Source organism: Streptomyces mayonensis (assembly GCF_018982965.1).
Lineage (GTDB): Bacteria > Actinomycetota > Actinomycetes > Streptomycetales > Streptomycetaceae > Streptomyces > Streptomyces mayonensis.
In genome coordinates this window covers 1-22697 of record NZ_JACBYP010000092.1, presented here as the reverse complement: position 1 = coordinate 22697, position 22697 = coordinate 1, and the positions used below count along the sequence as shown (strand labels likewise).

Annotated in this window: 12 protein-coding genes; 3 read left to right on the top strand and 9 right to left on the bottom strand. The window is 73.6% G+C overall.

All coding sequences use genetic code 11. The features are described 5' to 3' along the window. Positions 1–12 precede the first annotated feature (12 nt). The 4 genes from HZS56_RS27720 to HZS56_RS27705 all read right to left on the bottom strand — a co-directional run bounded on the left by HZS56_RS27720 (position 13) and on the right by HZS56_RS27705 (position 9581). Complete coding sequence (locus tag HZS56_RS27720) at positions 13–1425, bottom strand: dipeptidase (RefSeq protein WP_216723526.1); 1413 nt, start codon at positions 1423–1425, stop codon at positions 13–15. Positions 1426–1435: 10 nt separating this feature from the next. Then, entirely contained in the window at positions 1436–4969 is a 3534-nt protein-coding gene (locus tag HZS56_RS27715; protein ID WP_216723525.1) for an ATP-dependent helicase, read from the bottom strand. 119 nt (positions 4970–5088) lie between these two features. Then, positions 5089–8919 carry an ATP-dependent helicase gene (locus HZS56_RS27710; RefSeq protein ID WP_374201215.1) on the bottom strand — a complete coding sequence of 1277 codons (3831 nt, stop codon included), beginning with the start codon at positions 8917–8919 and terminating at the stop codon, positions 5089–5091. A 275-nt stretch (positions 8920–9194) separates the two neighbouring features. After that, positions 9195–9581: an MGMT family protein gene (locus tag HZS56_RS27705; protein WP_301543095.1), complete on the bottom strand. Its 387-nt coding sequence runs from the start codon at positions 9579–9581 to the stop codon at positions 9195–9197. Positions 9582–9766: 185 nt separating this feature from the next. On the opposite strand from HZS56_RS27705, the gene HZS56_RS27700 reads away from it, so the two are divergent. The 3 genes from HZS56_RS27700 (at position 9767) to HZS56_RS27690 (ending at position 16054) form a co-directional block, all read left to right on the top strand. Continuing rightward, positions 9767–12559 (top strand): lysylphosphatidylglycerol synthase domain-containing protein, encoded by a 2793-nt coding sequence (locus tag HZS56_RS27700; protein WP_216723522.1) that lies wholly within the window; start codon positions 9767–9769, stop codon positions 12557–12559. Between the two features lie 127 nt (positions 12560–12686). After that, positions 12687–14249 carry an alpha/beta hydrolase gene (locus tag HZS56_RS27695; protein ID WP_216723521.1) on the top strand — a complete coding sequence of 521 codons (1563 nt, stop codon included), beginning with the start codon at positions 12687–12689 and terminating at the stop codon, positions 14247–14249. Between the two features lie 263 nt (positions 14250–14512). Further along, positions 14513–16054: an alpha/beta hydrolase gene (locus tag HZS56_RS27690; RefSeq protein WP_216723520.1), complete on the top strand. Its 1542-nt coding sequence runs from the start codon at positions 14513–14515 to the stop codon at positions 16052–16054. Positions 16055–16125: 71 nt separating this feature from the next. On the opposite strand, the gene moeZ is transcribed toward HZS56_RS27690, so the two are convergent. The 5 genes from moeZ to HZS56_RS27665 all read right to left on the bottom strand — a co-directional run bounded on the left by moeZ (position 16126) and on the right by HZS56_RS27665 (position 22528). Continuing rightward, entirely contained in the window at positions 16126–17304 is a 1179-nt protein-coding gene (gene moeZ, locus HZS56_RS27685) for an adenylyltransferase/sulfurtransferase MoeZ (RefSeq protein ID WP_216723519.1), read from the bottom strand. 63 nt (positions 17305–17367) lie between these two features. Then, a complete protein-coding gene (locus HZS56_RS27680; RefSeq protein ID WP_216723518.1) occupies positions 17368–18117 on the bottom strand; it encodes a spherulation-specific family 4 protein in 750 nt (249 codons plus the stop codon). Next, positions 18105–19169 carry an SDR family oxidoreductase gene (locus tag HZS56_RS27675; protein WP_216723517.1) on the bottom strand — a complete coding sequence of 355 codons (1065 nt, stop codon included), beginning with the start codon at positions 19167–19169 and terminating at the stop codon, positions 18105–18107. Before HZS56_RS27675 ends, HZS56_RS27680 begins: the two co-directional genes overlap by 13 nt. 99 nt (positions 19170–19268) lie before the next feature. Next, the gene (locus tag HZS56_RS27670) at positions 19269–20738 is read right to left on the bottom strand and encodes a proline dehydrogenase family protein (protein ID WP_444875600.1); all 1470 of its coding nucleotides are present in this window, start codon (positions 20736–20738) and stop codon (positions 19269–19271) included. 14 nt (positions 20739–20752) lie between these two features. Beyond that, positions 20753–22528 (bottom strand): DUF3492 domain-containing protein, encoded by a 1776-nt coding sequence (locus HZS56_RS27665; RefSeq protein WP_216723515.1) that lies wholly within the window; start codon positions 22526–22528, stop codon positions 20753–20755. Between the last annotated feature and the right edge of the window lie 169 nt (positions 22529–22697).

Here is a 22697-nt window from a genome sequence, read left to right as displayed (position 1 = left end):
CCGCGCGGGGCCTCAGGGCACGTGGCTCCAGTGCTCCGCCAGGTCTGTCCACAGATGGGCGGAGGTCTCGGCACCCTTGAGGAGCAGGTCCAGCTCCACCTTCTCGTCGGGGGCGTGCCATCCGTCGGAGGGGACCGAGATGCCGAGGAACAGCACCGGTGTGCCGAGGACCTCCTGGAGGTCGGCGGCCGGGCCGGAGCCGCCCTCGCGGGTGAAGCGGACCGGTGTGCCGAAGGCCCGGCCCATCGCGCGGGCCACCGACTGGAGCGCCGGGTGGTCCAGTGGTGTCAGACACGGGCGGGTGGCGGGGGCGAAGGTGATCTCGCAGCGGATTCCCTCGGGCACCTGGGCGGCGGCCCAGGCGCGGACGGCCTTCTCGACGTGGTCCGGATCCTGTCCGGCGACCAGGCGGAAGGAGAGCTTGACCATGGCGGAGGATGGGATGATCGTCTTGCTGCCCGGACCCTGGTAGCCGCCGCCGATGCCGTTGACCTCGGCGGTGGGGCGGGCCCAGAGGCGCTCCAGTGTGGTGTGTCCGGCTTCGCCGTGGGCGGCGTACGACTTGGCGGTGTGCAGCCACCGCTGCTCGTCGAAGGGGAGCTCGGCGAAGAGCTCACGTTCCTGGTCGGTGAGTTCCACCACTCCGTCGTAGAAGCCGGGGACGGCCACGCGCGCGTGCTCGTCGTGGAGGGCGGACACCAGGCGGGCAACCGCGGTCGCCGGGTTGGGGACGGCGCCCCCGAAGGAGCCGGAGTGGATGTCCTGGTCGGGGCCGTGCAGCCGGATCTCGCACTCGGCGAGACCGCGCATGCCGGTGCACACCGTGGGGGTGTCCTCGGACCACATGCCGGTGTCGGAGACGATCACCGCGTCCGCGGCGAGCCGGTCGGCGTGCTCCTCGACGAGGGCGCGGAAGTGCGGTGAACCGGATTCCTCCTCGCCCTCGATCAGCAGTTTGAGGTTCACGGCGGGGGCGGTGCGGCCGGTGGCGGCGAGGTGGGCGCGGACGCCGAGTGTGTGGAAGAACACCTGCCCCTTGTCGTCGGCAGCCCCGCGCGCGTAGAGGCGGTTCTCGCGGACGACGGGCTCGAAGGGCTCGCTGCTCCAGCCGTCCTCGCGGGCGGCGGGCTGCACGTCGTGGTGGCCGTAGACGAGGACAGTGGGTGCCTGCGGGTCTCCGGAGGGCCAGTCGGCGAAGACGGCCGGAGCACCGGGGGTCGGCCAGACCTCCGCGGTCGGAAAGCCCGTCTCCTTCAGCTCGGCGGCGAGCCAGTCGGCGCTGCGGCGCACGTCGGACACGTGCTCGGGCTGCGCCGACACGGACGGTATGCGCAGCCAGCCGACGAGGTCGTCGAGGAAGGCGGCGCGGTGCTGCTCGATGTACGTACGGACAGCGCTGACAGCATTGTCAACGGGGTGGCTCATACTCACGAGCCTATCGGCCCGACGGGACTCCCCGATCGTGCGGTTCGTCACCGACCGGTCCGGCCAGCAGCAGGTTCTCCAGCGCGGCGCGGTCGGGCAGCCCCTCGGGCCGTACGACGTCGCCGGTGCGTACGTAGAGGAAGGCGGCCGTCACCGATTCCAGCGGCACGCGCTGCTGCTCGGCCCAGGCGAGGCGGTAGAGGGCGAGCTGGAGCGGGTCCGCGGTGGCCGCGCGGTTGGTCTTCCAGTCGACGATCTCGTACGTCGCCGCCGCGCCGTCGCCCTTCTTGTAGACGGCGTCGATGCGGCCGCGTACGACCCGGCCGGCGAGCGAGAGCTGGAAGGGCGCCTCGACGCGGTAGGGGGTGCGCCGGGCGTACTCGGTGCGTTCGAAGGCGTCCTTGAGGAACTCGAGGTCCTGTTCGTCGGCGATCTCGGCGTCGCCGCCGGGCAGCTCCTCGGGTTCCATCAGCGGCAGGGTCAGCGGTTCGAAGCGGGCCTCGACCCAGGCGTGGAAACGGGTGCCGCGGCGGGCGGCGGGCCGGGGCGGGCGGGGCATGGGCCGGGCCAGTTCCTGGGCGAAGCCGTCCGGGTCGGCGGCCAGGCTCAGCAGCTGGGAGGCGGTCAGCGACACCGGGAGGGGCACCTCGGTGACGCTTTCACGGGCGCGCAGCAGTTCGCCGGTGAGCGCTTCGAGGTCGCGGTCCCAGGAGGCGACGGTACGTGCCTCCTCCGGCGTGAGGCGGCCGGGGGTGGTGTCGTGCGGCCCTTCGGGCGGGGGTGCCTGGTGCGGGACCGTGGGGCGGTCCGGCGGGGTGGTCGGGCGGGCCGTGGTCCAGGAGTCCCAGTCGGCGGGGTCCTCGGCGGGACCGTCCGCGGTGGGCTCGTCCCCGGTGGCTTCGTACGCGGCCGGGTCCTCGGCCCAGTCGGGCGCTGCCTGCTCGTGGAGGGCGTCGTCGTCCCCGGGCGGCGGTGGCCAGTCCGGGTCGTCGTGGGCGTATGCGCCGGACGGGGAGGCGGCGGGCATCCCGTCCTCCTCGGAGGCGAGAGCGTCCAGGTGGGCGAGGACCGTCTCGGCGGCGGCCCGGCGACGGGCGAGCGCCGCCTCGTCCAGGGGCAGCGGCCAGACCTGCTCGTCCTCCGCGCGGTGCAGGGCCGGGTTCTCCTCGTCCTCGGCGGGTTCGTCCGCCCAGGCCTCGATCTCGCCGTGTCCGGCCGCGCAGTGCTCGTACAGGGCCGTGAGGAAGTCGGAGGGTCCCCGGGGCTTCTTCTGGCTGGGCCCCCACCAGTGGCCGGAGCCGAGCAGCAGGGAGCGGGGGCGGGTGAAGGTGACGTAGCCGAGGCGGAGCTCCTCGGTGTGCTGGTGCTCCTTCATCGCCGCGTGGAAGTCCTTCAGTCCCCGGGAGTCCCAGGAGGCCACCTCGGGCAGGGTGTCGGCGTCGCCGCGCAGTCGGTGCGGGAGCACCTTGCCCTGGGCGGTCCACTTCTCCCGGCCCTGGCTGCTGGGGAAGGTGCCGGTGACCAGGCCGGGTACGGCGACGACGTCCCACTCCAGGCCCTTGGACTTGTGCGCGGTGAGCACCTTGACGGTGTTCTCGCCGCCGGGCAGCGCGTTGTCGAGACCCTTCTCGTACTGGGCAGCGGTGCGCAGGAACGCCAGGAAGGCGAGCAGCGTGGCCTCGCCGTCGCCCGCGGCGAAGGACGCGGCGACGTCCAGGAAGTTGGACAGGGTCTCGCGGCGGCGGGCGGCCAGCGCGTGCGGCGAGGCCGACAGCTCGACCTCCAGACCGGTGACGGCGAGTACGCGGTGCAGGACGTCCATGAGCGGGTCGGACAGGGCACGCCGCAGCTCGCGCAGTTCGGCGGCCAGCCGGGCGAACCGCACGCGCGCGTCGGGTGAGAAGGGCAGCCCGTCGTCGTCCCCGGTGCCGTCCAGCGGCGTCTCCAGGAAGGTGTCCAACGCGTCCGCCAGCGATATCACCTCCGAGGGGTCGACCCCTTCGACGGCCTCGGCGAGCCTCCGGTCGGGGTCGTCGTCGCCCGCCACGCGCGCGTGGCTCACGAGCAGCCGGGCGCGGCGGCCCAGCAGGGCGAGGTCGCGCGCCCCGATGCGCCAGCGGGGTCCGGTGAGCAGGCGGACCAGGGAGGCGTTGGCGCCGGGGTCCTGCAGGACCTCGCAGACGGCGACCAGGTCGGCCACCTCGGGCAGGTGCAGCAGCCCGGAGAGGCCGACGACCTCGACGGGCACGTCGCGGGCCACCAGGGCGCCCTGGATCCGGGCGAAGTCCGTCGCCGTGCGGCACAGGACGGCGATCTCCCCGGGCGCGGTGCCGGTGCGCACGAGGTGGGCGACGGAGTCGGCGATCCACTCCATCTCCTCGGCGTGGGTGCGCAGCAGTGCGCAGCGGACGGTGCCGTCGTGTTCGGCGCCGGGTGCGGGGCGCAGTGCTTCCACACCCGTGTGCAGGGCGCGCAGGGGTTCGGCGAGACCGTTGGCGAGGTCGAGGAGGCGGCCGCCGCTGCGCCGGTTCTCGCTGAGGGCATGGCGGGCGGCGGGGCGGCCGTCCGCCCGCCCGAAGTGCTCGGGGAAGTCGTCGAGGTTGGCGACGGAGGCGCCGCGCCAGCCGTAGATCGCCTGGCACGGGTCACCGACGGCGGTCACGGGGTGGCCGGTGCCGCCGCCGAACAGGCCCGCCAGGAGGACGCGCTGGGCCACGGACGTGTCCTGGTACTCGTCCAGCAGCACCACCCGGAACTCGTCGCGCAGGACGCGGCCCACCTCGGGGAGCCCCGCGAGCCGTGCGGACAGGGCGATCTGGTCGCCGAAGTCGAGCAGGTCGCGTTCGCGTTTGGCGGCCCGGTAGCGGAGCACCAGGTCCGCCAGTTCGCGGCGGGCCCGGGCGGCCTCGGGGACCTTGCGCAGGTCGGCGTTGCCGAGCCGGACGCCCTCCAGGGAGTCGAGAAGGCCGGCGTCCCAGGTGCGCAGGTCCTCGGGGCGTACGAGGTGCTCGGCGAGTTCGGCGTCGAGTGCGAGGAGGTCCCCGACCAGGTCGGGGAAGGAACGCGTGAGCGCCGGGTAGGGCCCGGGGGCCTCGCGCAGGACCCGCGCGGCGAGCTGGTAGCGGGTGGCGTCGGCGAGCAGCCGGGAAGTGGGCTCCAGCCCGAGTCGCAGCCCGTGGTCGGTCAGCAGGCGGCCCGCGAAGGCGTGGTACGTGGAGATCACCGGCTCGCCCGGCGGGTGGTCGGGGTCGAGCGCGTCGGGGTCGGTGACGCCCGCGCGGATCAGGGCCTTGCGGACCCGTTCGGCGAGTTCACCGGCCGCCTTGTTGGTGAAGGTGAGGCCGAGGACCTGTTCCGGCGCGACCTGGCCGGTGCCCACCAGCCACACCACGCGGGCCGCCATCACCGTCGTCTTGCCCGACCCGGCTCCGGCCACGATGACCTGCGGGGCGGGCGGCGCGACGATGCAGGCCGTCTGCTCCGGGGTGAACGGGATGCCGAGGAGCTCCTTGAGCTGCTCGGGATCGGTGAGGTGGGCAGGCACGTCAAAGAGGCTAGCTGCGGCCACCGACAGTGGATGCGGCAGCGCCCCGGCGGCCGGGAGAAGCGCTGGTCAGCGCCTGTGGCGCAGCCCGTCGCACCGGGCGTCGCGGACTCCGGCGCTCACTCCACGACCTGCCGTCCCTCGGGCCGGGCACTGCACGAGGCGCGGAAGGCGCAGTGGGTGCAGTGCTGGCCGGCGGTCGGGGTGAAGCGTTCGTCGAGGACCTTGCCGGCGGCCGTGGCCAGCAGGTCCCCGACCCAGTCGCCCGCCTCCCCCTCCGGGGCCTCCTGTGCCTGCACCCTGGGCAGGGTCTCGCCGCCGTCCCGCCGGGGCGCTCCCTGGCGCAGCTGGACGAGCTCGGCACCGCCGGGTTCGGGGCGTACGCCGTCGAAGGCCTCGTCGACGGCGCCCTCGCGGACGGCGAGCTGGTAGACGGCGAGCTGGGGGTGGCGGGCGACCTCGGCCGCGGTGGGCGCCTGCTTGCCGGTCTTGAAGTCGACGACGTAGGCGCGGCCGTCGGAGTCGGTCTCGACGCGGTCCATCTGGCCGCGGATGCGCACCTCGTACTCGCCCGCCTCCAGGGTCACGTCGAAGTCGTGCTCGCTGGCCACCGGTGTGCGTCCGGCGCGGTCCATGACGTGCCACTTCAGGAAGCGTTCGAGCGCCACGCGCGCGTTGGCCTGCTCCTGCCGGGACTTCCACGGCGCGTCGAAGGCGAGCGCGTTCCACACGGAGTCCAGGCGCTCCATGAGGACGGCGAGGTCGGCCGGGGTGTGCCCGGAGGCCACCTCGTCGGCGAGTACGTGCACCACGTTGCCGAAGCCCTGGGCCGCGGTCGCGGGCGCGTCGGCCTTCACCTCCCGGCCCAGGAACCACTGCAGGGCGCACGTGTTGGCCAGTTGGTCCAGGGCACTGCCCGAGAGGGTGACGGGCTGGTCGCGGTCGCGCAGCGGCACCTTGCTCTCGGTCCGGTCCCACATGCCCCACCAGCGGTAGGGATGGGCGGAGGGCACGAGGGGGCGCCCGTCCTCGTCGGTGAGGGCGGCGAGGCGGGCCAGGCGGCGGGCGGCGGCCTCTCTGAGGGGCGCGGAGACGCGCGGGTCGACGGTCGTGGCGCGCAGTTCGGCGACGAGCGCGGCGACGGCGAGGGGGCGGCGCGGACGGCCCGTGACGTCGGTGGGTTCGACGCCGAGTTCGGCCAGGAACCGGGAGGGCTGGTCGCCGTCGTCCGCCGGTGCCTTCACCGCGGTGACGACGAGGCGCTCACGCGCGCGCGTGGCGGCCACGTAGAACAGGCGGCGTTCCTCGGCGAGCAGGGCGCCCGGCGTCAGTGGTTCGGCGAGTCCGTCGCGCCCGATCCGGTCGGCCTCCAGCAACGAGCCGCGACGGCGCAGGTCGGGCCACAGCCCTTCCTGGACACCCGCGACGACGACCAGCCGCCACTCCAGGCCCTTCGCGCGGTGCGCGGTCATCAGGCGGACGGCGTCGGGGCGTACGGCGCGCCGGGTGAGGGTGTCGGCGGCGATGTCCTCGGAGTCGACCTCCTCCAGGAAGTTCAACGCGCCCCGGCCGCCGGTGCGTTCCTCCGCGCGGGCGGCGGTCGCGAACAGCGCGCACACGGCGTCGAGGTCGCGGTCGGCGTTGCGTCCGGCGGCGCCGCCACGCCGGGCCGAGCGTTCCAGCCGGGTGGGCCAGGGGGTGCCCTCCCACAGGTCCCACAGCGCCTCCTCGGCGCTGCCGCCGCCCGCCAGCCGGGCACGGGCCCTGCGCAGGAGCGCGCCGAGCCGCTGGGCGCCGCGCGCGTAGGCGGGGTCGTGCACGGCGAGCCGCTCCGGCTGGGCCAGCGCCCGCGCGAGCAGTTCGTCCGAGGGCGGCGGCAGCGCGTTGCCGGCGGCACGCTCCTCGTCGCGCAGGGCACGGCCCAGACGACGCAGGTCGGCGGCGTCCATGCCGGCGAGCGGGGAGGTGAGCAGGGCGAGGGCGGTCTCGGTGGGGAGCCACCGGGAGTCCTCCGCGCGGGGGGCGCCCCCGCCGTCCGGGCGGGAGCCGTGCCCATCGCCAGTGTGGGGGGCGCCCCCGCCGTCCGGATGAGAGCCGTTCCCGCCCCCCGCGCGGGGGGCGCCTTCGGCGGTCGTGGGTGGACCGTCCGTGGGGGACGCGAGGGGGGCGCCTTCGGCGGTGGTGAGGGGAGCGTCTTCGGCGGCCGCGTGGGAAACGTCTTCGGCGGCCGCGTGGGAGTCGTCCGCAGGCGCTGCGAGGGGCGTGGTCGCGTGGGCTCCGGCTCGGGACGGCTCCGGCTCGGCCTTCCGCGTGTCGTCGGCGGCGTCAGCGTCGGCGGCGACACCGGCATCGGCGTCGGCGTCGGCGTCGGCGTCGGCGCGGGCATCTCCCTCCACGTCGGCCTCCGACACGGCCCCACCCGCTCCCGAGGTGCTGGTACCGGCACCGACCTCGGCCTCGGCAGCAGCACCAACACCGGCCTCGGCCTCGGTACCGACACCGGCACCGCGCGGGCCGGCCCCTGCCCCGTCGGCGCCCGCCCCGGGCCCCTTCCCCGCTTCTGCCTCCGCGACCGCCCGCAGCGCCGTCAGCAGGGGCGCCACCGCCGGTTCGTGGCGCAGGGGCAGGTCGTCGCCGTCGATGTCCAGAGGTACGCCGGCCGAGGTGAGGGCGCGCCGGATCGTCGGGATGGAACGTGACCCGGCTCGTACCAGGACGGCCATGTCGCTCCAGGGAACACCGTCCTCCAGGTGGGCCCTGCGCAGGATGTCCGCGATGTTGTCCAGCTCGGTGCCGGAGGTCGGGTAGGTGTACGCCTCGACGCGTCCGCCGTCCCGCGCGGGGACCGGCTCGCGGTGGGCGCGGACCCGGTCGGCAGGGAGGCGGGTCAGGGGCATGCGCCGGGTCAGCAGCCGGGTGGCGGCCAGCAGGGCGGCCCCGGAGCGGCGCGAGGTCCGCAGCACCTCGACCGGCGCCGGACGGCCGTCCGCGCGCGGGAAGGCGGCCGGGAAGCCGAGGATGCCGTTCACGTCCGCGCCCCGGAATGCGTAGATCGACTGGTCGGGGTCCCCGAACGCGACGAGGGTGCGTCCGCCGCCGGCCAGGGCGTGCAGCAGCCGCACCTGGGCGGGGTCGGTGTCCTGGTACTCGTCGACGTAGACCGCGTCGTACCGGGCGGCCAGGTGTGCGGCGACCTCGGGGCGGCGGGCGAGGAGCACCGCGCGGTGCACCAGTTCCGCGTAGTCGAGCACCCCCTGGAGGTCGAGCACGTCGAGGTACTCGGCGAGGAAGACAGCGGCGGCGCGCCAGTCGGGGCGGCCGATGCGCCCGGCGAAGGCACTCAGTGCGTCCGGTCCGAGGCCCAGTTCACGGCTGCGGGCGAGCACCGCGCGGACCTCGTCGGCGAAGCCACGGGTGGTGAGGCAGGCCCGCAGTTCTTCCGGCCAGCGCACGTAGGCCAGCCCGAGCCGCTCCAGGTCCACCTGGCCGGCGAGCAGCTCGCGCACCGTCACGTCCTGCTCGGGTCCGGAGAGCAGCCGCAACGGCTCCACGAACAGTTCGCTGTCCTGGTGGGCGCGGACCAGGGCATAACCGAAAGAGTGAAAGGTCGTCGCCCGGGGAGCACGCGCGGCGCCCATGCGCAGCGCCATCCGGTCGCGCAGTTCGACGGCGGCCTTGCGGCTGAAGGTCAGCACCAGGATGCGCTCGGGGTCCCCGCCCCGGGCGACGCGGTCCGCGACCGACTCCACCAGTGTGGTGGTCTTGCCGGTGCCGGGGCCGGCCAGCACGAGCAGCGGCCCGGTCCGGTGGTCAACCACGGAGCGCTGTGCGGCGTCCAGACGAGGGGGGTCCATGCGTGCCGGCGGGGTACGCACCAGTCGGTAGGCACCACGGCTCCCCCGCCGCGCCCGGGGGTGCGTCGGGGGTCCGGTGGAGGAAGAGGAGCTCACGTGGTTCGCCGGTCCTGGTGGGTGTGCTGGTGGTCCGTCCGCGGTGCGGGTACGGCGGTGACCGCGGGATGAGGGGGACGCGCGCGGCCGACGTCACGCCGGTGGAGGAGACGGAAGCGGGGCTTCCCCTTCTCTCCCCGGGCCACTCGCGGCACGCGCGTCCTGCGCACCACGAACGTACGTCATGCCACCGACATCCCCGCCATCCCCGAAGGGTCCCGTTTCCCTCGGACGGATCACGGGTCGCACGCCGGCCGGTGACATGGCGGAAGCTGTCAGGTGTGACCCTCCGCGCCTCCGCCGCCGTCCCACCGAGCCCGCTTCAGGTCGACGCGCGGCAGATGCCCCTCCGCGGCTCTGCTCGCCTCCTTCAGGGGCGTCCCCTCCTCCCGGTAGCGGTCGAGGGCCTCGAGTTCCTGCCCGGCGAGCAGGACGCCGTCCGCGCGGACGACACGCCACCAGGGGACGCCGCCGCCGTAGAGGGACATCACACGGCCGACCTGACGGGGTCCGCCCTCCTCCAAGTACTCCGCGACGTCCCCGTACGTCATGACGCGGCCCGGCGGAATCACCTCGGTCACGTCCAGGACCCGCTCGGCGTATTCGGGCAGCGCGTCCGCGCGCTCCGCGCGGGCGTCGTCCGGAAGGCTCTGCTCGCTCATCCGTCCCATCCTGCCGCACTCCACCGACAGCTCGGCGCGGTCCGGACGGTGCGCGTCCCTCGCCCGCGAGTGGCGCTTCGGGCAGACTGTGCGGCCCGCACGGGCACCCTGATGCCTGCCGGGACCGGCACGGCATGCCACCATCGTGCGGGCGGTGACCAGTGATACGAGAGCAAGAAGAGGCGATGGAGCAGCAGGGTGTGCACCCCGAGGGCGCCGAGGGCACCTCTGACGCTGCGTCGCGCCCGGGCACCGCGGACGACGACGGCGGGAAGACCGGCAGGCGGTCGTCGGGGAGCCGCTCGGCGACGGCCGCCGACCCCGACGACGTGGCCCACATCGACGAGGTGGAGGGCGACGAACCGCTGCTCCCCGCGCGCGTGCACCGGCCGTCGGACCTCATGCGGCTCCTGGTGGGCGTTCTTGCCGTGGCCGTGCTCCTCGCCGTGGCCGCCTTCGCGCACGGCACCACCTCGGGCCTCGAACAGGACATCAACAAGGGCACCGGGCAGGCGCCGGACCTGCTCATCAAGATCGCGGGACTGGCGTCCAGCATCGCGATCCTCCTCGTGCCGGTCGCCTTCGCGATCGAGCGGCTGATCAAACGGGACGGTCTGCGGATCGCCGACGGCGTACTGGCCGCCGTACTCGCGCACGGGGTGACCCTCGCCACGGACCTGTGGGTCGCCCGGGCCGCCCCGGGCTCGATCCAGGACGCGCTCACCCAGCCGTCGCCCGGCGACATCCACGCGCTGACCGACCCCGTGCACGGCTACCTGGCTCCGGTCATCGCGTACATGACGGCCGTCGGCATGTCGCGCCGCCCCCGGTGGCGTGCGGTGCTGTGGATCGTGCTGCTGCTCGACGCGTTCTCGATGCTCGTCACCGGCTACACGACACCGTTCTCGATCATCCTGACGGTGCTGATCGGCTGGACCGTCGCCTACGGCACGCTGTACGCGGTCGGCTCCCCCAACGTGCGGCCCACCGGCCGGACGCTGATGGCGGGTCTGCGGCACGTGGGCTTCCACCCGGTGACCGCCGCCCGCCAGGAAGCCCCGTCGGACACCACGGAGACCGGCGACCGCGGCCGCAGCTACTTCGTCACCCTGGAGGACGGCCGGCCGCTCGACGTGACGGTGGTGGACCGGGAGCAGCAGGCGCAGGGCTTCTTCTACCGTGCCTGGCGCAACCTGACCCTGCGCGGCTTCGCCACCCGCAGCAGCCTCCCGTCGCTGCGGCAGGCCCTGGAGCAGGAGGCCCTGCTCGCCTACGCGGCGATCGCGGCCGGCGCCAACGCGCCGAAGCTGATCGCGACGTCGGAGCTGGGTCCGGACGCGGTGATGCTCGTCTACGAGCACACTGGCGGGCGCACACTGGACTCCCTGCCGGACGAGGAGATCACCGACGACCTGCTGCGCGGCACCTGGGAACAGGTGCGCGCCCTGCAGTCGCGGCGTATCGCGCACCGCAGGCTGGTGGGTGACGCCATCCTGGTGGATCGTTCCGGCACGGTGATCCTCACCGACCTGCGCATCGGTGAGATCGCCGCCGGCGACCTGCTGCTGCGCATGGACATCTCCCAGCTCCTGGTGACGCTCGGCCTGCGGGTCGGCGCCGAACGCGCGGTCGCCTCGGCGGTGGCAGTGCTGGGCCCCGACGCCGTGGCGGACTGTCTGCCGATGCTCCAGCCCATCGCCCTGAGCCGCTCCACGCGCGGGACCCTGCGCAGACTGGCCCGGGAACGGGCGCAGCGCGAGCGCGAGGCGGTCCTGGAGTCCTCCCGGCAGGCCAAGCTCGCCCGCGCGGAGGCGGCCGGCGACAGACCGGGCACCACCGCCGAGGAGGACGGCACGTCCACGAGGACGGACAGGAGCGCGAAGCCCGACAAGCCGGACAAGAAGGCCGTACGGGCGGAGCAGCGGGCCGAGAAACGGGCCGTGGACGAGGCACTGGAGGAGGCGCGCGAGGAGGACCTGCTCACCCAGATCCGCCACGCGGTGCTGCGAATCCGGCCGCAGGCCCCCGTCGAGCCCGCCCGACTGGAACGGGTGCGGCCGCGCACCCTGATCAGCTTCATCGCGGGGGCGATCGGCGCCTACTTCCTGCTGACGCAGCTCACCCACATCGAGTTCGGGCCGCTGATCTCCAACGCGGAGTGGGGCTGGGTGGCCGCCGCGGTGCTGTTCTCGGCCGCGAGCTACGTGGCGGCGGCCATGTCCCTGCTGGGCTTCGTGCCGGAGCGGGTGCCGTTCCTGCGGACCGTGGCGGCACAGGTCGCCGGATCGTTCGTGAAGATCGTCGCCCCCGCGGCGGTCGGCGGCGTGGCCCTGAACACCCGCTTCCTGCAGCGCGCGGGCGTGCGCCCGGGGCTCGCGGTGGCGAGCGTCGGCGCCTCCCAGCTGTTCGGACTCGGCTGCCACATCCTGATGCTGCTCTCCTTCGGCTACCTCACGGGGACCGAGAAGACTCCGTCCCTGTCGCCGTCCAGGACGGTCATCGCGGGCCTGCTGACCGTGGCTGTCCTCGTGCTCGTGGTGACGTCGGTGCCGTTCCTGCGCAAATTCGTCGTCACGCGCGTGCGGTCGCTCTTCGCCGGCGTCGTACCCCGCATGCTCGACATCCTGCAGCGGCCGCAGAAACTGATCACCGGCATCGGCGGCATGCTGTTGCTCACCGCGTGCTTCGTGATGTGCCTGGACGCCTCGATCCGGGCCTTCGGCGACGAGTCGACGTCCATCAGCCTGGCGAGCGTGGCGGTCGTCTTCCTCGCGGGCAACGCCCTGGGTTCCGCCGCCCCGACGCCGGGCGGCGTGGGTGCGGTGGAGGCGACGCTGACGGTCGGTCTGATCGCCGTCGGCCTGCCCAAGGAGGTCGCGGCCCCCGCGGTACTGCTGTTCCGGCTGCTCACCCTGTGGCTTCCGGTACTGCCGGGCTGGCTGGTCTTCAACCACCTGACCCGGAAAGAGGCCCTGTAGCGGCTGCGGCCCGGCGGCGCGCCGTACACCTCGCATACCCCGTACGGCCGCCGTCCCGGACGCCCGGCCGTCCCTCGTACGGCCCCCGCCCCGGGCGCCAGGCTCCGCGCGCCCCCACCATGGACGCATGCCGCACTCCCTCCGGCTGCGCGCCGGCGCCCTGACCGCCGTCACCGCCGTGGTGCTGTCCGCCACGCTGGCGGGTTGCAGCGACGACTCCGGACGCGACTCAGGCGGCGACGAGGACCTGACGGCCCAGAAGCTCGACTGGAAGGACTGCCCCGCACCTTCCGAGGCCGAGGGCGGCGGCTCCGCCCCCTCCCCCCTGCCTGATGGCGACGCGTGGCAGTGCGCCACCATGAAGGCTCCGCTCGACTGGGACGACCCCGAGGGCGACACGATCGGCATCGCGCTGATCCGGGCCGCGTCCAGCGGCGCGGCGGACCGGCGGATCGGCTCGCTCGTCTTCAACTTCGGCGGTCCGGGCGGTTCGGGCGTCACCACGCTGCCGGCCTTCGGCCAGGACTACGCGAACCTGCGCACCCGCTACGACCTGGTCAGCTTCGATCCGCGCGGCGTCGGCCGCAGCGACCCCGTCGAGTGCCTGGACGACAAACAGCTCGACGCCTACTTCCAGCAGGACGCCACCCCCGACGACCAGGCCGAGCGCACCGAGTTGCTGGACAACACGGAGAAGTTCAACGCGGCCTGCGAGAAGAACTCGAAGAAGATCCTTCCGCATGTGCGCACCACCGACGCGGCCCGCGACATGGACCTGATGCGTCAGGTCCTCGGCGACGAGAAGCTGCACTACTTCGGCATCTCCTACGGCACCGAACTCGGGGGCGTCTACGCCCACCTCTTCCCCAAGAAGGTGGGCCGTGCGGTCTTCGACGCGGTCGTCGACCCGACGCAGAACGCGGAGCAGAGTTCGCTCGGGCAGACGAAGGGCTTCCAGCTGGCGCTCGACAACTTCGCCGAGGACTGTGTGTCCAAGACCGAGGACTGCCCCGTCGGGGACACCGCCGAGGACGTCAAGTCCCGCATCGCGCAGCTGCTCAAGGACCTCGACCGCAGGCCGATCCCCGGCATCGCCCCCCGGAACCTCACCGAGACCGCCGCGACCGGCGGCATCGCGCAGTCGCTCTACTCGAAGGACTTCTGGGAGTACCTGACCGAAGGCCTGCAACAGGCGTACGACGGTGACGGTCGCCTCCTGATGGCGCTGTCGGACTCGTTGAACGGACGCAACGAGAACGGCCAGTACAGCAACATCGGCGCGGCCAACGCCGCCATCAGCTGCGCCGACGACAAGGCGCGGTACGACTCGTCCTACGTCGAGAGCAAGCTCCCCGAGTTCCGCAAGGCCTCGCCCGTGTTCGGCGACTACCTCGCCTGGTCCATGCTCAGCTGCACCGACTGGGCGGTGGCGGGCGCCGCCGACCATCCCGACGTCAGCGCGCCGGGCGCCCCGCCGATCGTGGTGATCGGCAACACCGGGGACCCGGCGACGCCCTACGAGGGCGCCGGGCGGATGGCCGAGGCGCTGGGGAAGGGCGTCGGCGTGGAGCTGACGTACAAGGGCGAGGGGCACGGGGCCTACGACAGCAAGAACAAGTGCGTGCGGGGCGCGGTGGACGCCTATCTCCTGGACGGGAAGGTACCGGCAGCCGGCACGGTCTGCTCCTGAGCACGACCGCGGAGACCGGACCGGACGAGCGCGGAGACCAGACCGGACGAGCGCGGGGGCGGGGCGGACGAGCGGGGGCGGACGAGCGCAAGGGGGGCGGGGCGGGAAAACGGCCGCCGCCGACCGGAACGATCACCGATGCTCCACGAACTACCAGGTCACAGCGTTATCCACAGGGGACGGCGACTGTCGCGGGATCCGCCTACCATGGCATCACCGCCATCCGCTGCACGGCGCGGACGGCTTGCCAGGGGGGAGAGGACATGGCGCGTCTCGTACGGTGGACGGCTCTGACGGCCGCCGCCGCGCTGCTGACGTCGGGCTGCAGCGGCGGCTCGTCCGGCGAAGACCGGGGAGACGGGGACCGGAGCAGCGCGGGCCCGTCGGCTGCGGCGCCGTCGGGCGTGCCCGAGGCCCTTGCGTCCCAGGCGCTGGACTGGGGCCGCTGCAAGAGCACGGCCGACTCCCCCGCACCGGGAGACGACTGGCAGTGCGCCACGCTGAAGACGCCGCTGGACTGGTCCGATCCGGACGGCGAGACCATCGGCCTGGCACTGATCCGGGCCAAGGCCGCCGGAGACGACCGCGTCGGCTCGCTGCTGTTCAACTTCGGCGGCCCCGGCAGCTCCGGCGTCTCCATGATGCCGTCCTACGCCGACACCGTCTCCTCGCTGCACGAGCGGTACGACCTGGTCAGCTGGGACCCGCGCGGCGTGGCGGCCAGTGAGGGCGTCCGCTGCCGCAGCGACGAGGCGATCGAGGACGCCGAATCGGTGGACTCGACGCCGGACACACCGGCCGAGGAACAGGCCTACCTGAAGGACGCGGCCGACTTCGGCAAGGGCTGCCAGAAGAACGCCGGCCGGCTGATGGCGCACGTCTCGACCACCGACACCGCCCGCGACATGGACCTGATGCGACACGTGCTGGGCGACGAGAGGCTGCACTACTTCGGCATCTCCTACGGCACCGAGCTCGGCGGTGTCTACGCCCATCTCTTCCCGGGACACGTGGGGCGGGTGGTCCTCGACGCCGTGGTGGACCCGACCGCGGACACGATGGGCCACGCGGAGAACCAGGCGCGGGGCTTCCAGCGCGCACTGGACGACTACCTGAAGTCGACCGGGCAGGAACCCGAGCAGGGTTCCCGGAAGATCGCCGACCTCCTGGAGCGGCTGGACGCGGAGCCGTTGCCGACATCCACACCGGGCCGGAAGCTGACGCAGACACTCGCGCTCACCGGGATCGTGCTGCCGCTCTACAGCGAGAGCGGCTGGCCCTCCCTCACCAGCGCGCTGGAGAGGGCCGAGCAGGGCGACGGCTCGGAGCTGCTGGCCCTCGCCGACGGCTACAACGAGCGGGACGACGCGGGTCACTACGGCACGACGAGCCACTCGCAACGGCTCATATCCTGCCTGGACGACAAGCAGCGGCCGACCCTGGAGGAGACCAAGAAGCTGTTGCCGAAGTTCGAGAAGGTCTCACCCGTCTTCGGCGCCTTCCTCGGCTGGGACACCGCAGGCTGGTGCCACGACTGGCCGGTGGCCGGTCAGCACGAGACCCCGGAGGTGAGCGCGCCCGGCGCGAACCCGATCCTGGTGGTGGGAAACACGGGCGACCCGGCCACTCCCTACGAGGGCGCCCGCAGGATGGCGGACGAGCTGGGCAAGGACGTCGGTGTCGTACTGACCTGGAAGGGCGAGGGCCACGGCGCGTACGGCAGCGGCAGCGACTGCGTCGACTCCGCGGTGAACACCTACCTCCTGAAGGGCACGGCGCCCGAGGACGGCAAGGTCTGCTCGTGACGGCGGCGGGGGCCCCGGGCACCCACGGCACCCGAGACCCCCGCCGTCCGGACATGCGGACCGGGACCCGGTCAGTAGACGGGCTTGTCCGGTTCGATCTGGTTGACCCAGCCGATCACGCCGCCGCCCACGTGGACGGCGTCCGAGAAGCCGGCGGACTTGAGGACCGCCAGGACTTCCGCACTGCGGACACCTGTCTTGCAGTTCAAGACGATCTTCTTGTCCTGCGGGAGGCTCTCCAGGGCGGAACCCATGAGGAACTCGTTCTTCGGGATCAGCGTGGCACCGGGGATGGAGACGATCTCGAACTCGTTCGGCTCACGGACGTCGATGAGCTCGATGCTCTCGCCGTCGTCGATCCACTCCTTGAGCTGCTTGGGAGTGATCGTGGAGTCGGCGGCGGCCGCCTGGGCCTCGTCGGACACGACGCCGCAGAAGGCCTCGTAGTCGATGAGCTCGGTGACGGTCGGGTTCTCGCCGCAGACCGCGCAGTCCGGGTCCTTGCGGACCTTGACCTGGCGGTACGTCATCTCCAGGGCGTCGTAGATCATCAGGCGGCCGACCAGCGGTTCGCCGATGCCGGCGAGGAGCTTGATGGCCTCGTTGGTCTGGATGGAGCCGATGGACGCGCACAGCACGCCCAGGACGCCGCCCTCGGCGCAGGAGGGGACCATGCCGGGGGGCGGGGGCTCCGGGTAGAGGCAGCGGTAGCAGGGGCCGTGCTCGGACCAGAAGACGGAGGCCTGGCCGTCGAAACGGTAGATCGAACCCCAGATGTAGGGCTTGTTCAGCAGGACGCAGGCGTCGTTGACGAGGTAGCGGGTCGCGAAGTTGTCCGTACCGTCGACGATCAGGTCGTACTGGCTGAAGATGTCCATCACGTTGTCGGCCTCGAGCCGCTCCTGGTGAAGGACCACGTCCACGTACGGGTTGATGCCCTTGATGGTGTCGCGGGCCGACTCCGCCTTGGGCCGGCCGATGTCGGCCTGGCTGTGGATGACCTGACGCTGCAGGTTGGACTCGTCGACCTCGTCGAACTCGATGATGCCGAGCGTGCCGACGCCGGCTGCCGCCAGGTACATCAGCGTCGGCGAACCGAGGCCGCCCGCGCCCACGGCGAGCACCTTGGCGTTCTTCAGCCGCTTCTGCCCGTCCATCCCCACGTCGGGGATGATCAGGTGGCGGGAGTACCTGCGGACCTCGTCTACGGTGAGCTCGGCGGCCGGCTCGACCAGGGGTGGCAGCGACACGGGGACTCCGTTGGTCGGTCAGTGATTACGGTTGCTCTCCCGGTAACACTGCCACGGCCTTTTTCATTCCGAGACACCCGTCCCGACCCGCGAGACGATCTCGTCCCAGTAGCCGGGCATGGTCTCCCAGGGGTCGGCGCGGCCGCCGCGGTCCGTGCGGTCGGTGCAGTAGATCGTCGCGGCTCCCTGCCACCGTGCGAGGCGCAGCGCCTCTTCGAGGTGCCCGTGCGGCACGCCGTGGACGAAGTGGCAGAAGCGCTCGGGGGGATGGTCGGCACTCCACTCGGGCGCCTGGGACCAGCGGTAGTCGGCCCAGGCGCCCGAGAAGGTGACGAGCTGATCGGCGTTCTCGGCGTAGTAGGGGTCGGGATAGGTCCCGTGGCCGAGCACTATGTGGGCATCGTCACGGATCACCCGGAGCGTGGTGACCGTGCGGCGGATCTCGGGGAGCGCGGCCCGCTCGGCGGGGCAGCGGTCGAGGAGGAAGCCGTCGGCCTGGTACCAGTCGAGATACCGGTGGGCGTCGGAGATCATCGCGCCGAGGCTGCGCGTGCCGTGGGCGGCGTCGAGGTGGCCGAGGACACGGACGCCCGCGTTGCGCAGCCGGCCGGCGGCCGCCAGGCAGTGCGGGTCGGGGTGGGCGCCTGGACCGTCGGCGATGTTGAGGACGACCCAGTGCAGCGGGGTGCCGGGACTGGTGAGGTCGTCCCACTCCCCGGGGGCGACGAGGGGGTGGGCCAGGCCCGGGACGCCGAGTCCGGTGCGGACGTCGGTGCTCGCGGTACCCACTCGGGTGCTGGTCAGATACGGCACGCTGCCTCCATCCAGATGTCGGCGAGGGACTCCTCCAGGGCGATCCGGGGCCGCCAGCCGAGACGGTCGCGTGCGGTGCGCACATCGGCCTGCTGCCAGCTGCCGCAGCCGTCCGGGTAGGGGTAGGCGACCGGTGCCGGATGCTCGTTGTCAGCGCGGTCGGCGCGGTCGGCGCGGTGCCCGAGAGTGTCCGGGCGGTGGAGGCCGAGGGCTTCGGCACGGTGGCCGAGGACATCGGCGCGGTGGCCGACGGCTTCGCCGCGGGGGTGGCCGATGGTGGGCCGCAGGGCGCCGGGCGGGGCGTCGAGTTCGTGCAGGGCACCGCCGTAGCCGGCCACGCGGGCCAGGGTGGCGGCGGCGTCGCGCAGGCGGACGGCACGGCCGGAGCCGATGTTGATGACGCCCTGGGCGGCGGAGAGGGAGGCGGCGTGGACAGCTCGGGCGACGTCGCGGACGTCGATGAAGTCGCGCTGGGCGCCGAGGCCGCCGAGCCGCAGCTCACCGTCGCCGGACTGCATGGCGCGGCGCATGGCCTCGGCGAGCCGGCCCAGCGGGGAGCCTGCCGGGGTGCCGGGCCCCGCTGGCGAGAAGACACGGAGCACCACGGCGTCCAGGCCGGAGCCGAGTACCAGCTCGGTCGCGGCGAGTTTGCTGACGCCGTAGGGGCCGCCGGGGCGGGGCACGGCGTCCTCCGCGGTGGAGGAGCCGGGCTGGCTGGGGCCGTACTCCGCGCTGCAGCCGACCTGCACCAGGCGCGCGCCGCACCCGCTGCGGCGCAGTGCCTCGCAGACGGTGGCGACGGCCACCGTGTTGTGCCGGGTGAGTTCGCGGGCGCCGCCCCGGGTGGTGCCCGCGCAGTTGACCACGACGCCGGGGTGGACCGCGTCGAGGAAGCGGGTGAGGGCGCCGGGGCTTCCGGTGGCGAGGTCGAAGCGGACGTCGGCGTCGTCGCCCCGGCCGAGGGCGGTGAGCTGGACGGCGGGGTCGGCGAGCAGCCGGTCGGCGACGAAGCGGCCGAGGTATCCGTTGGATCCGATCAGCAGGACTCTCATCGCGCGGCTCCCGGTGCCGAGGCGTCGGGTCGGGAGGTGGTCATCTGGGGCTCCTTCGAGGGGTGGTGCGGATGGGTGACGGACTCGGTACGGGCGTGCTCACCCCGGTTGCTCCGTCGCCGCGTGGGCATGGCTGCGGCCGTGCGCGTGGGCCGATGCCCTGGTGAGGCGGCGGGTCGCGTGCACCAGGAGGGTCAGCGCGCCGATACCGCAGGCCGCTGTCGGTACGCCTGCCGGACCGCAGACGGCGACCAGGGCCTCCACGGGCGCGGTCAGGAAGCCGCAGCCTGGAAGACGGCCGGCGAAAAGTGTGGCAAGGGCGGTCGCCTCGGCGGCGGCCGTGGCGGTCAGGACGAGGGTGGCCGCAGGGGCGTGACCGTGCACGGTGAGCAGTCGGGCGAGCAGGAGCAGCGCTCCCAGGGTGAGGGCCTGCGGGTACGCGGCAGGCTCGCCGAGTACCGCGGCGGTCAGCGCGAGCAGGGCCGCCAGGGCACCCGTGTACAGCGCGAACGTGCCCAGCAGCAGAGGGCGTACGGCGGCCGAGAAGTCGGCCAGACCGCGGCTGGACGTCAGCCGGCGACGGGCGCGCGTCGCGAAGAGGTGGGCGCACCCGGCCGCGGGGACGCAGGACAGGGCGAGCGCCAGTACGGGAGCCGCGGTGACGGGCCACGGACCGTCGGTGGTGCCGTCGGGCAGGGCGTCGGGGCCGCCGGTGAGAGCGGTGCGCAGGAGTCCGTCACCCAGCAGGGCGTAGCCGAGGAGCCAGCAGGTCCAGGTGCCGGAGGTGCGCGCAGCGGCACGCAGCGGGCCGCTGCGCAGTGCCGCCCTCAGGGCCAGGGCCACCGCGAGGGCACCGATCCCTGCGGCGATCAGCCGGGGCCGCCCCTCGGTGAGGCGCAGGCCGGCCACCGCGGCGGCGCACAGCACGCCGGGCAGCAGGGTGAGGACGATCCAGGCAGGTCGTGCCGCGCGGGAACCCGCCGGTTCCGTGGGACGTGGGGCGGTGTCGTCACCGTCCCGCGGCACTCGGGCGTACATCTCCTCCGCGAGGGAGAAGACGTCGCGGTGGCGGAAGCGTGCGGCGGTCCGGTCGGTGACACCGTGCGCCTCGAGGGCCGCGGCGATCTCCAGGGGGTCCACGGCACGTTCGCACAGGTCGCGGTGGCGGTGCAGCAGAGTCTTCACCGGGTCGGCGGCTGCTCGGCGGACGGCGGACGGCGGCTGTCCGGAGCCCGCGGCGGCTCCCCCGTCGTGGGCCGTTGCCCCGCCGGCGGCCGGTGCGCCGGTACGGTCGTGCCGTCGGCCGTTTGCGGCAGCGCCTGGGACGCCCGCCGACCGCCGAGCACCGTTCCACCGCTCGACACCGTGAGACCGCCCGGGACCGTGCGAGGGCACGGCTGCGTCTTCGGGGTGCCTGTCCGCGCGGTGCCGGTGTTCCGTGTCGGGGGGCGGTTCCTCGTCGTCCGGTCGTCGGGCCGGCCCGGTCGAGTCGTGGGTGCCGTCGGTGAGGGACTTCTGTGAGCGTTCGTCCCAGGCGCCCGGGCTGCGGGGGGTCTCGGGCCGGTCCAGTTCGCCGAGGTCACTCATCGGGCCGCTCCCTCGGTCATGGAAACCGGTGCCGTGGCCCGAGCGCCGGTTGCCCGTTCGATCGCGCAGTGTGCGGTCGCGCCCCGGGTGGGCGTCACCGGGTCGGGTGCCTCCGTCGCCCAGCCGGGGCCGCCGCGGGCCGCGACGCGTGCGGCGGGGTCGGCCCAGCGGCCGGGGACGTGCGCCTCGGCCGGGGCGGCGAACGGCAGTGGTTCACCGGTGTCGTCGAGAAGGACGCGACGTACCGGTGTGCGGGAGAGGATCTCCAGGTAAATGCCGTGAAATGCCATGACGTTCTGCTCGACGGTGAAGAGCTCCAGTGCGCGGGCGCGCGCGGCGGCACCGAGTCGCTCACGGCGTTCGGGGTCGCGCAGCAGCGCGACGCACGCCTCACCGAGTGCCCGCGGATTGCGCGGGGGCACGACGAGTCCGGTGCCGCCGATGGCCTCCACCACCGCGCCGACGTCGGTGGAAACCGTCGCGCGGCCGCAGAACATGGCCTCGACCAGACCGGACGGGAACCCCTCGACGACGCTGGAGAGGACCACCACGGCGCCGGCGGTGTACGCGTCGGCGCGGGACGGCAGTTCCGGTCCCCCGATCTCCTCGAAGGAGACCGGGTTGCGGCCCACGGCGTGCGGGCCGTCGGCCTCGTCGGGGAAGAGCTGCGCGGCCAGTCCCTTGCAGTGGGCGAGGTAGGCCGCGCCCTCGGGGCCGGACGGCGCCCCGACGATCCGCAGGCGCGCCCCGGGCTCCGCCCTGCGGGTCTCCGCGAAGGCGTGCAGCAGTGAGACCAGGTCCTTGGTCGGTTCGACCCGCCCCACCCAGACGAGGGTCTGCGGGTCGGCGCACTCCGGCGCCTCCCCCGCCTCGGCGAAGGGAGCCGCGTCCATGCCCGGGGGGACCGTGCGGAGCTTGGTGCGCTCGGCCCCGCATCGCTCCTGCCACCGGCGGGCGTGCGCGTTGCCCGGCGTGATCACGGATGCGCGCCGGTAGGTCTCGGCGGCCAGCCGGCCGTGGAAGGCGGCCAGCAGGGACCGTATCGCCGGTGGGGAGTCGGGCTCCGTGAGGTAGTGCGTCCGCAGCCGCACTCCGTACTCGGTGACCAGCAGCGGTACGTCGCAGAAGTGCCGGGCGAGCAGGCCCGGGAGAGCGGCCGGGCCGCCGGAGGCTGCGTGGCACAGGTCCACCGCACCGAGGCCGTCGTCCTCGTACCAGTCGAGCGACAGGGGGCGCAGGGCGTGTTCGAGGCGCGCGACGACGGTCAGCAGCTCAGGGACGCGCGCCTCGCGTGCGGCACGGTGGGCGCCGGGCGCGCGACAGGCGCGTTCCAGGGCGCGCGCGGCGGTCTCGGAGCGGAGCGCCGCAGGCAGGCCGCCCTCGTCCCGAGCGAGGTCGGCGAGGCCGTACAACGCGTTGGCGAAACGGTCCGCCTGGGCAGCCGAGGCGTCCTGCGCGGCACCGGAGGGGTCGCCGGGGGCTGCGGTGCACAGGGAGGCAGCCAACTCGCCGTAGTACTCGGCGAAGCGCCGGCGCGCGCGCCGGCCGTACGCGACCCCGTCGTCCTCGTGGTCCCACACAGAGGCGGTGCGCACCCGTCGGACCTGCGGCGGCAGGGGCATCCACCCCTCGGCCTCCTGATGCTCACTGCGGCTGAGCGCGTAGACGTCGAACTCGTGCTCTGCCATCCCGCGCACCAGCCGGTCGCACCAGAGCACGGCCTCACCACTCGCATACGGATAGCCACCTTCCGTGAGCAGTCCGATACGCACGCGCGCACCCCCGGTCCTCCTTTTGGGGAGCCGCCGTTGGCCCGGCGGCTCGCAGCGGGACGAACGTATGCGGACAAGGCGGTGGGGGGGGGGGGGGGGGGGGGGGGGGGGGGGGCGCCGCGGCGGGGGGGGGGGGGGGGGGGGGGGGGGGGGGGGGGGGCGGCGGCGG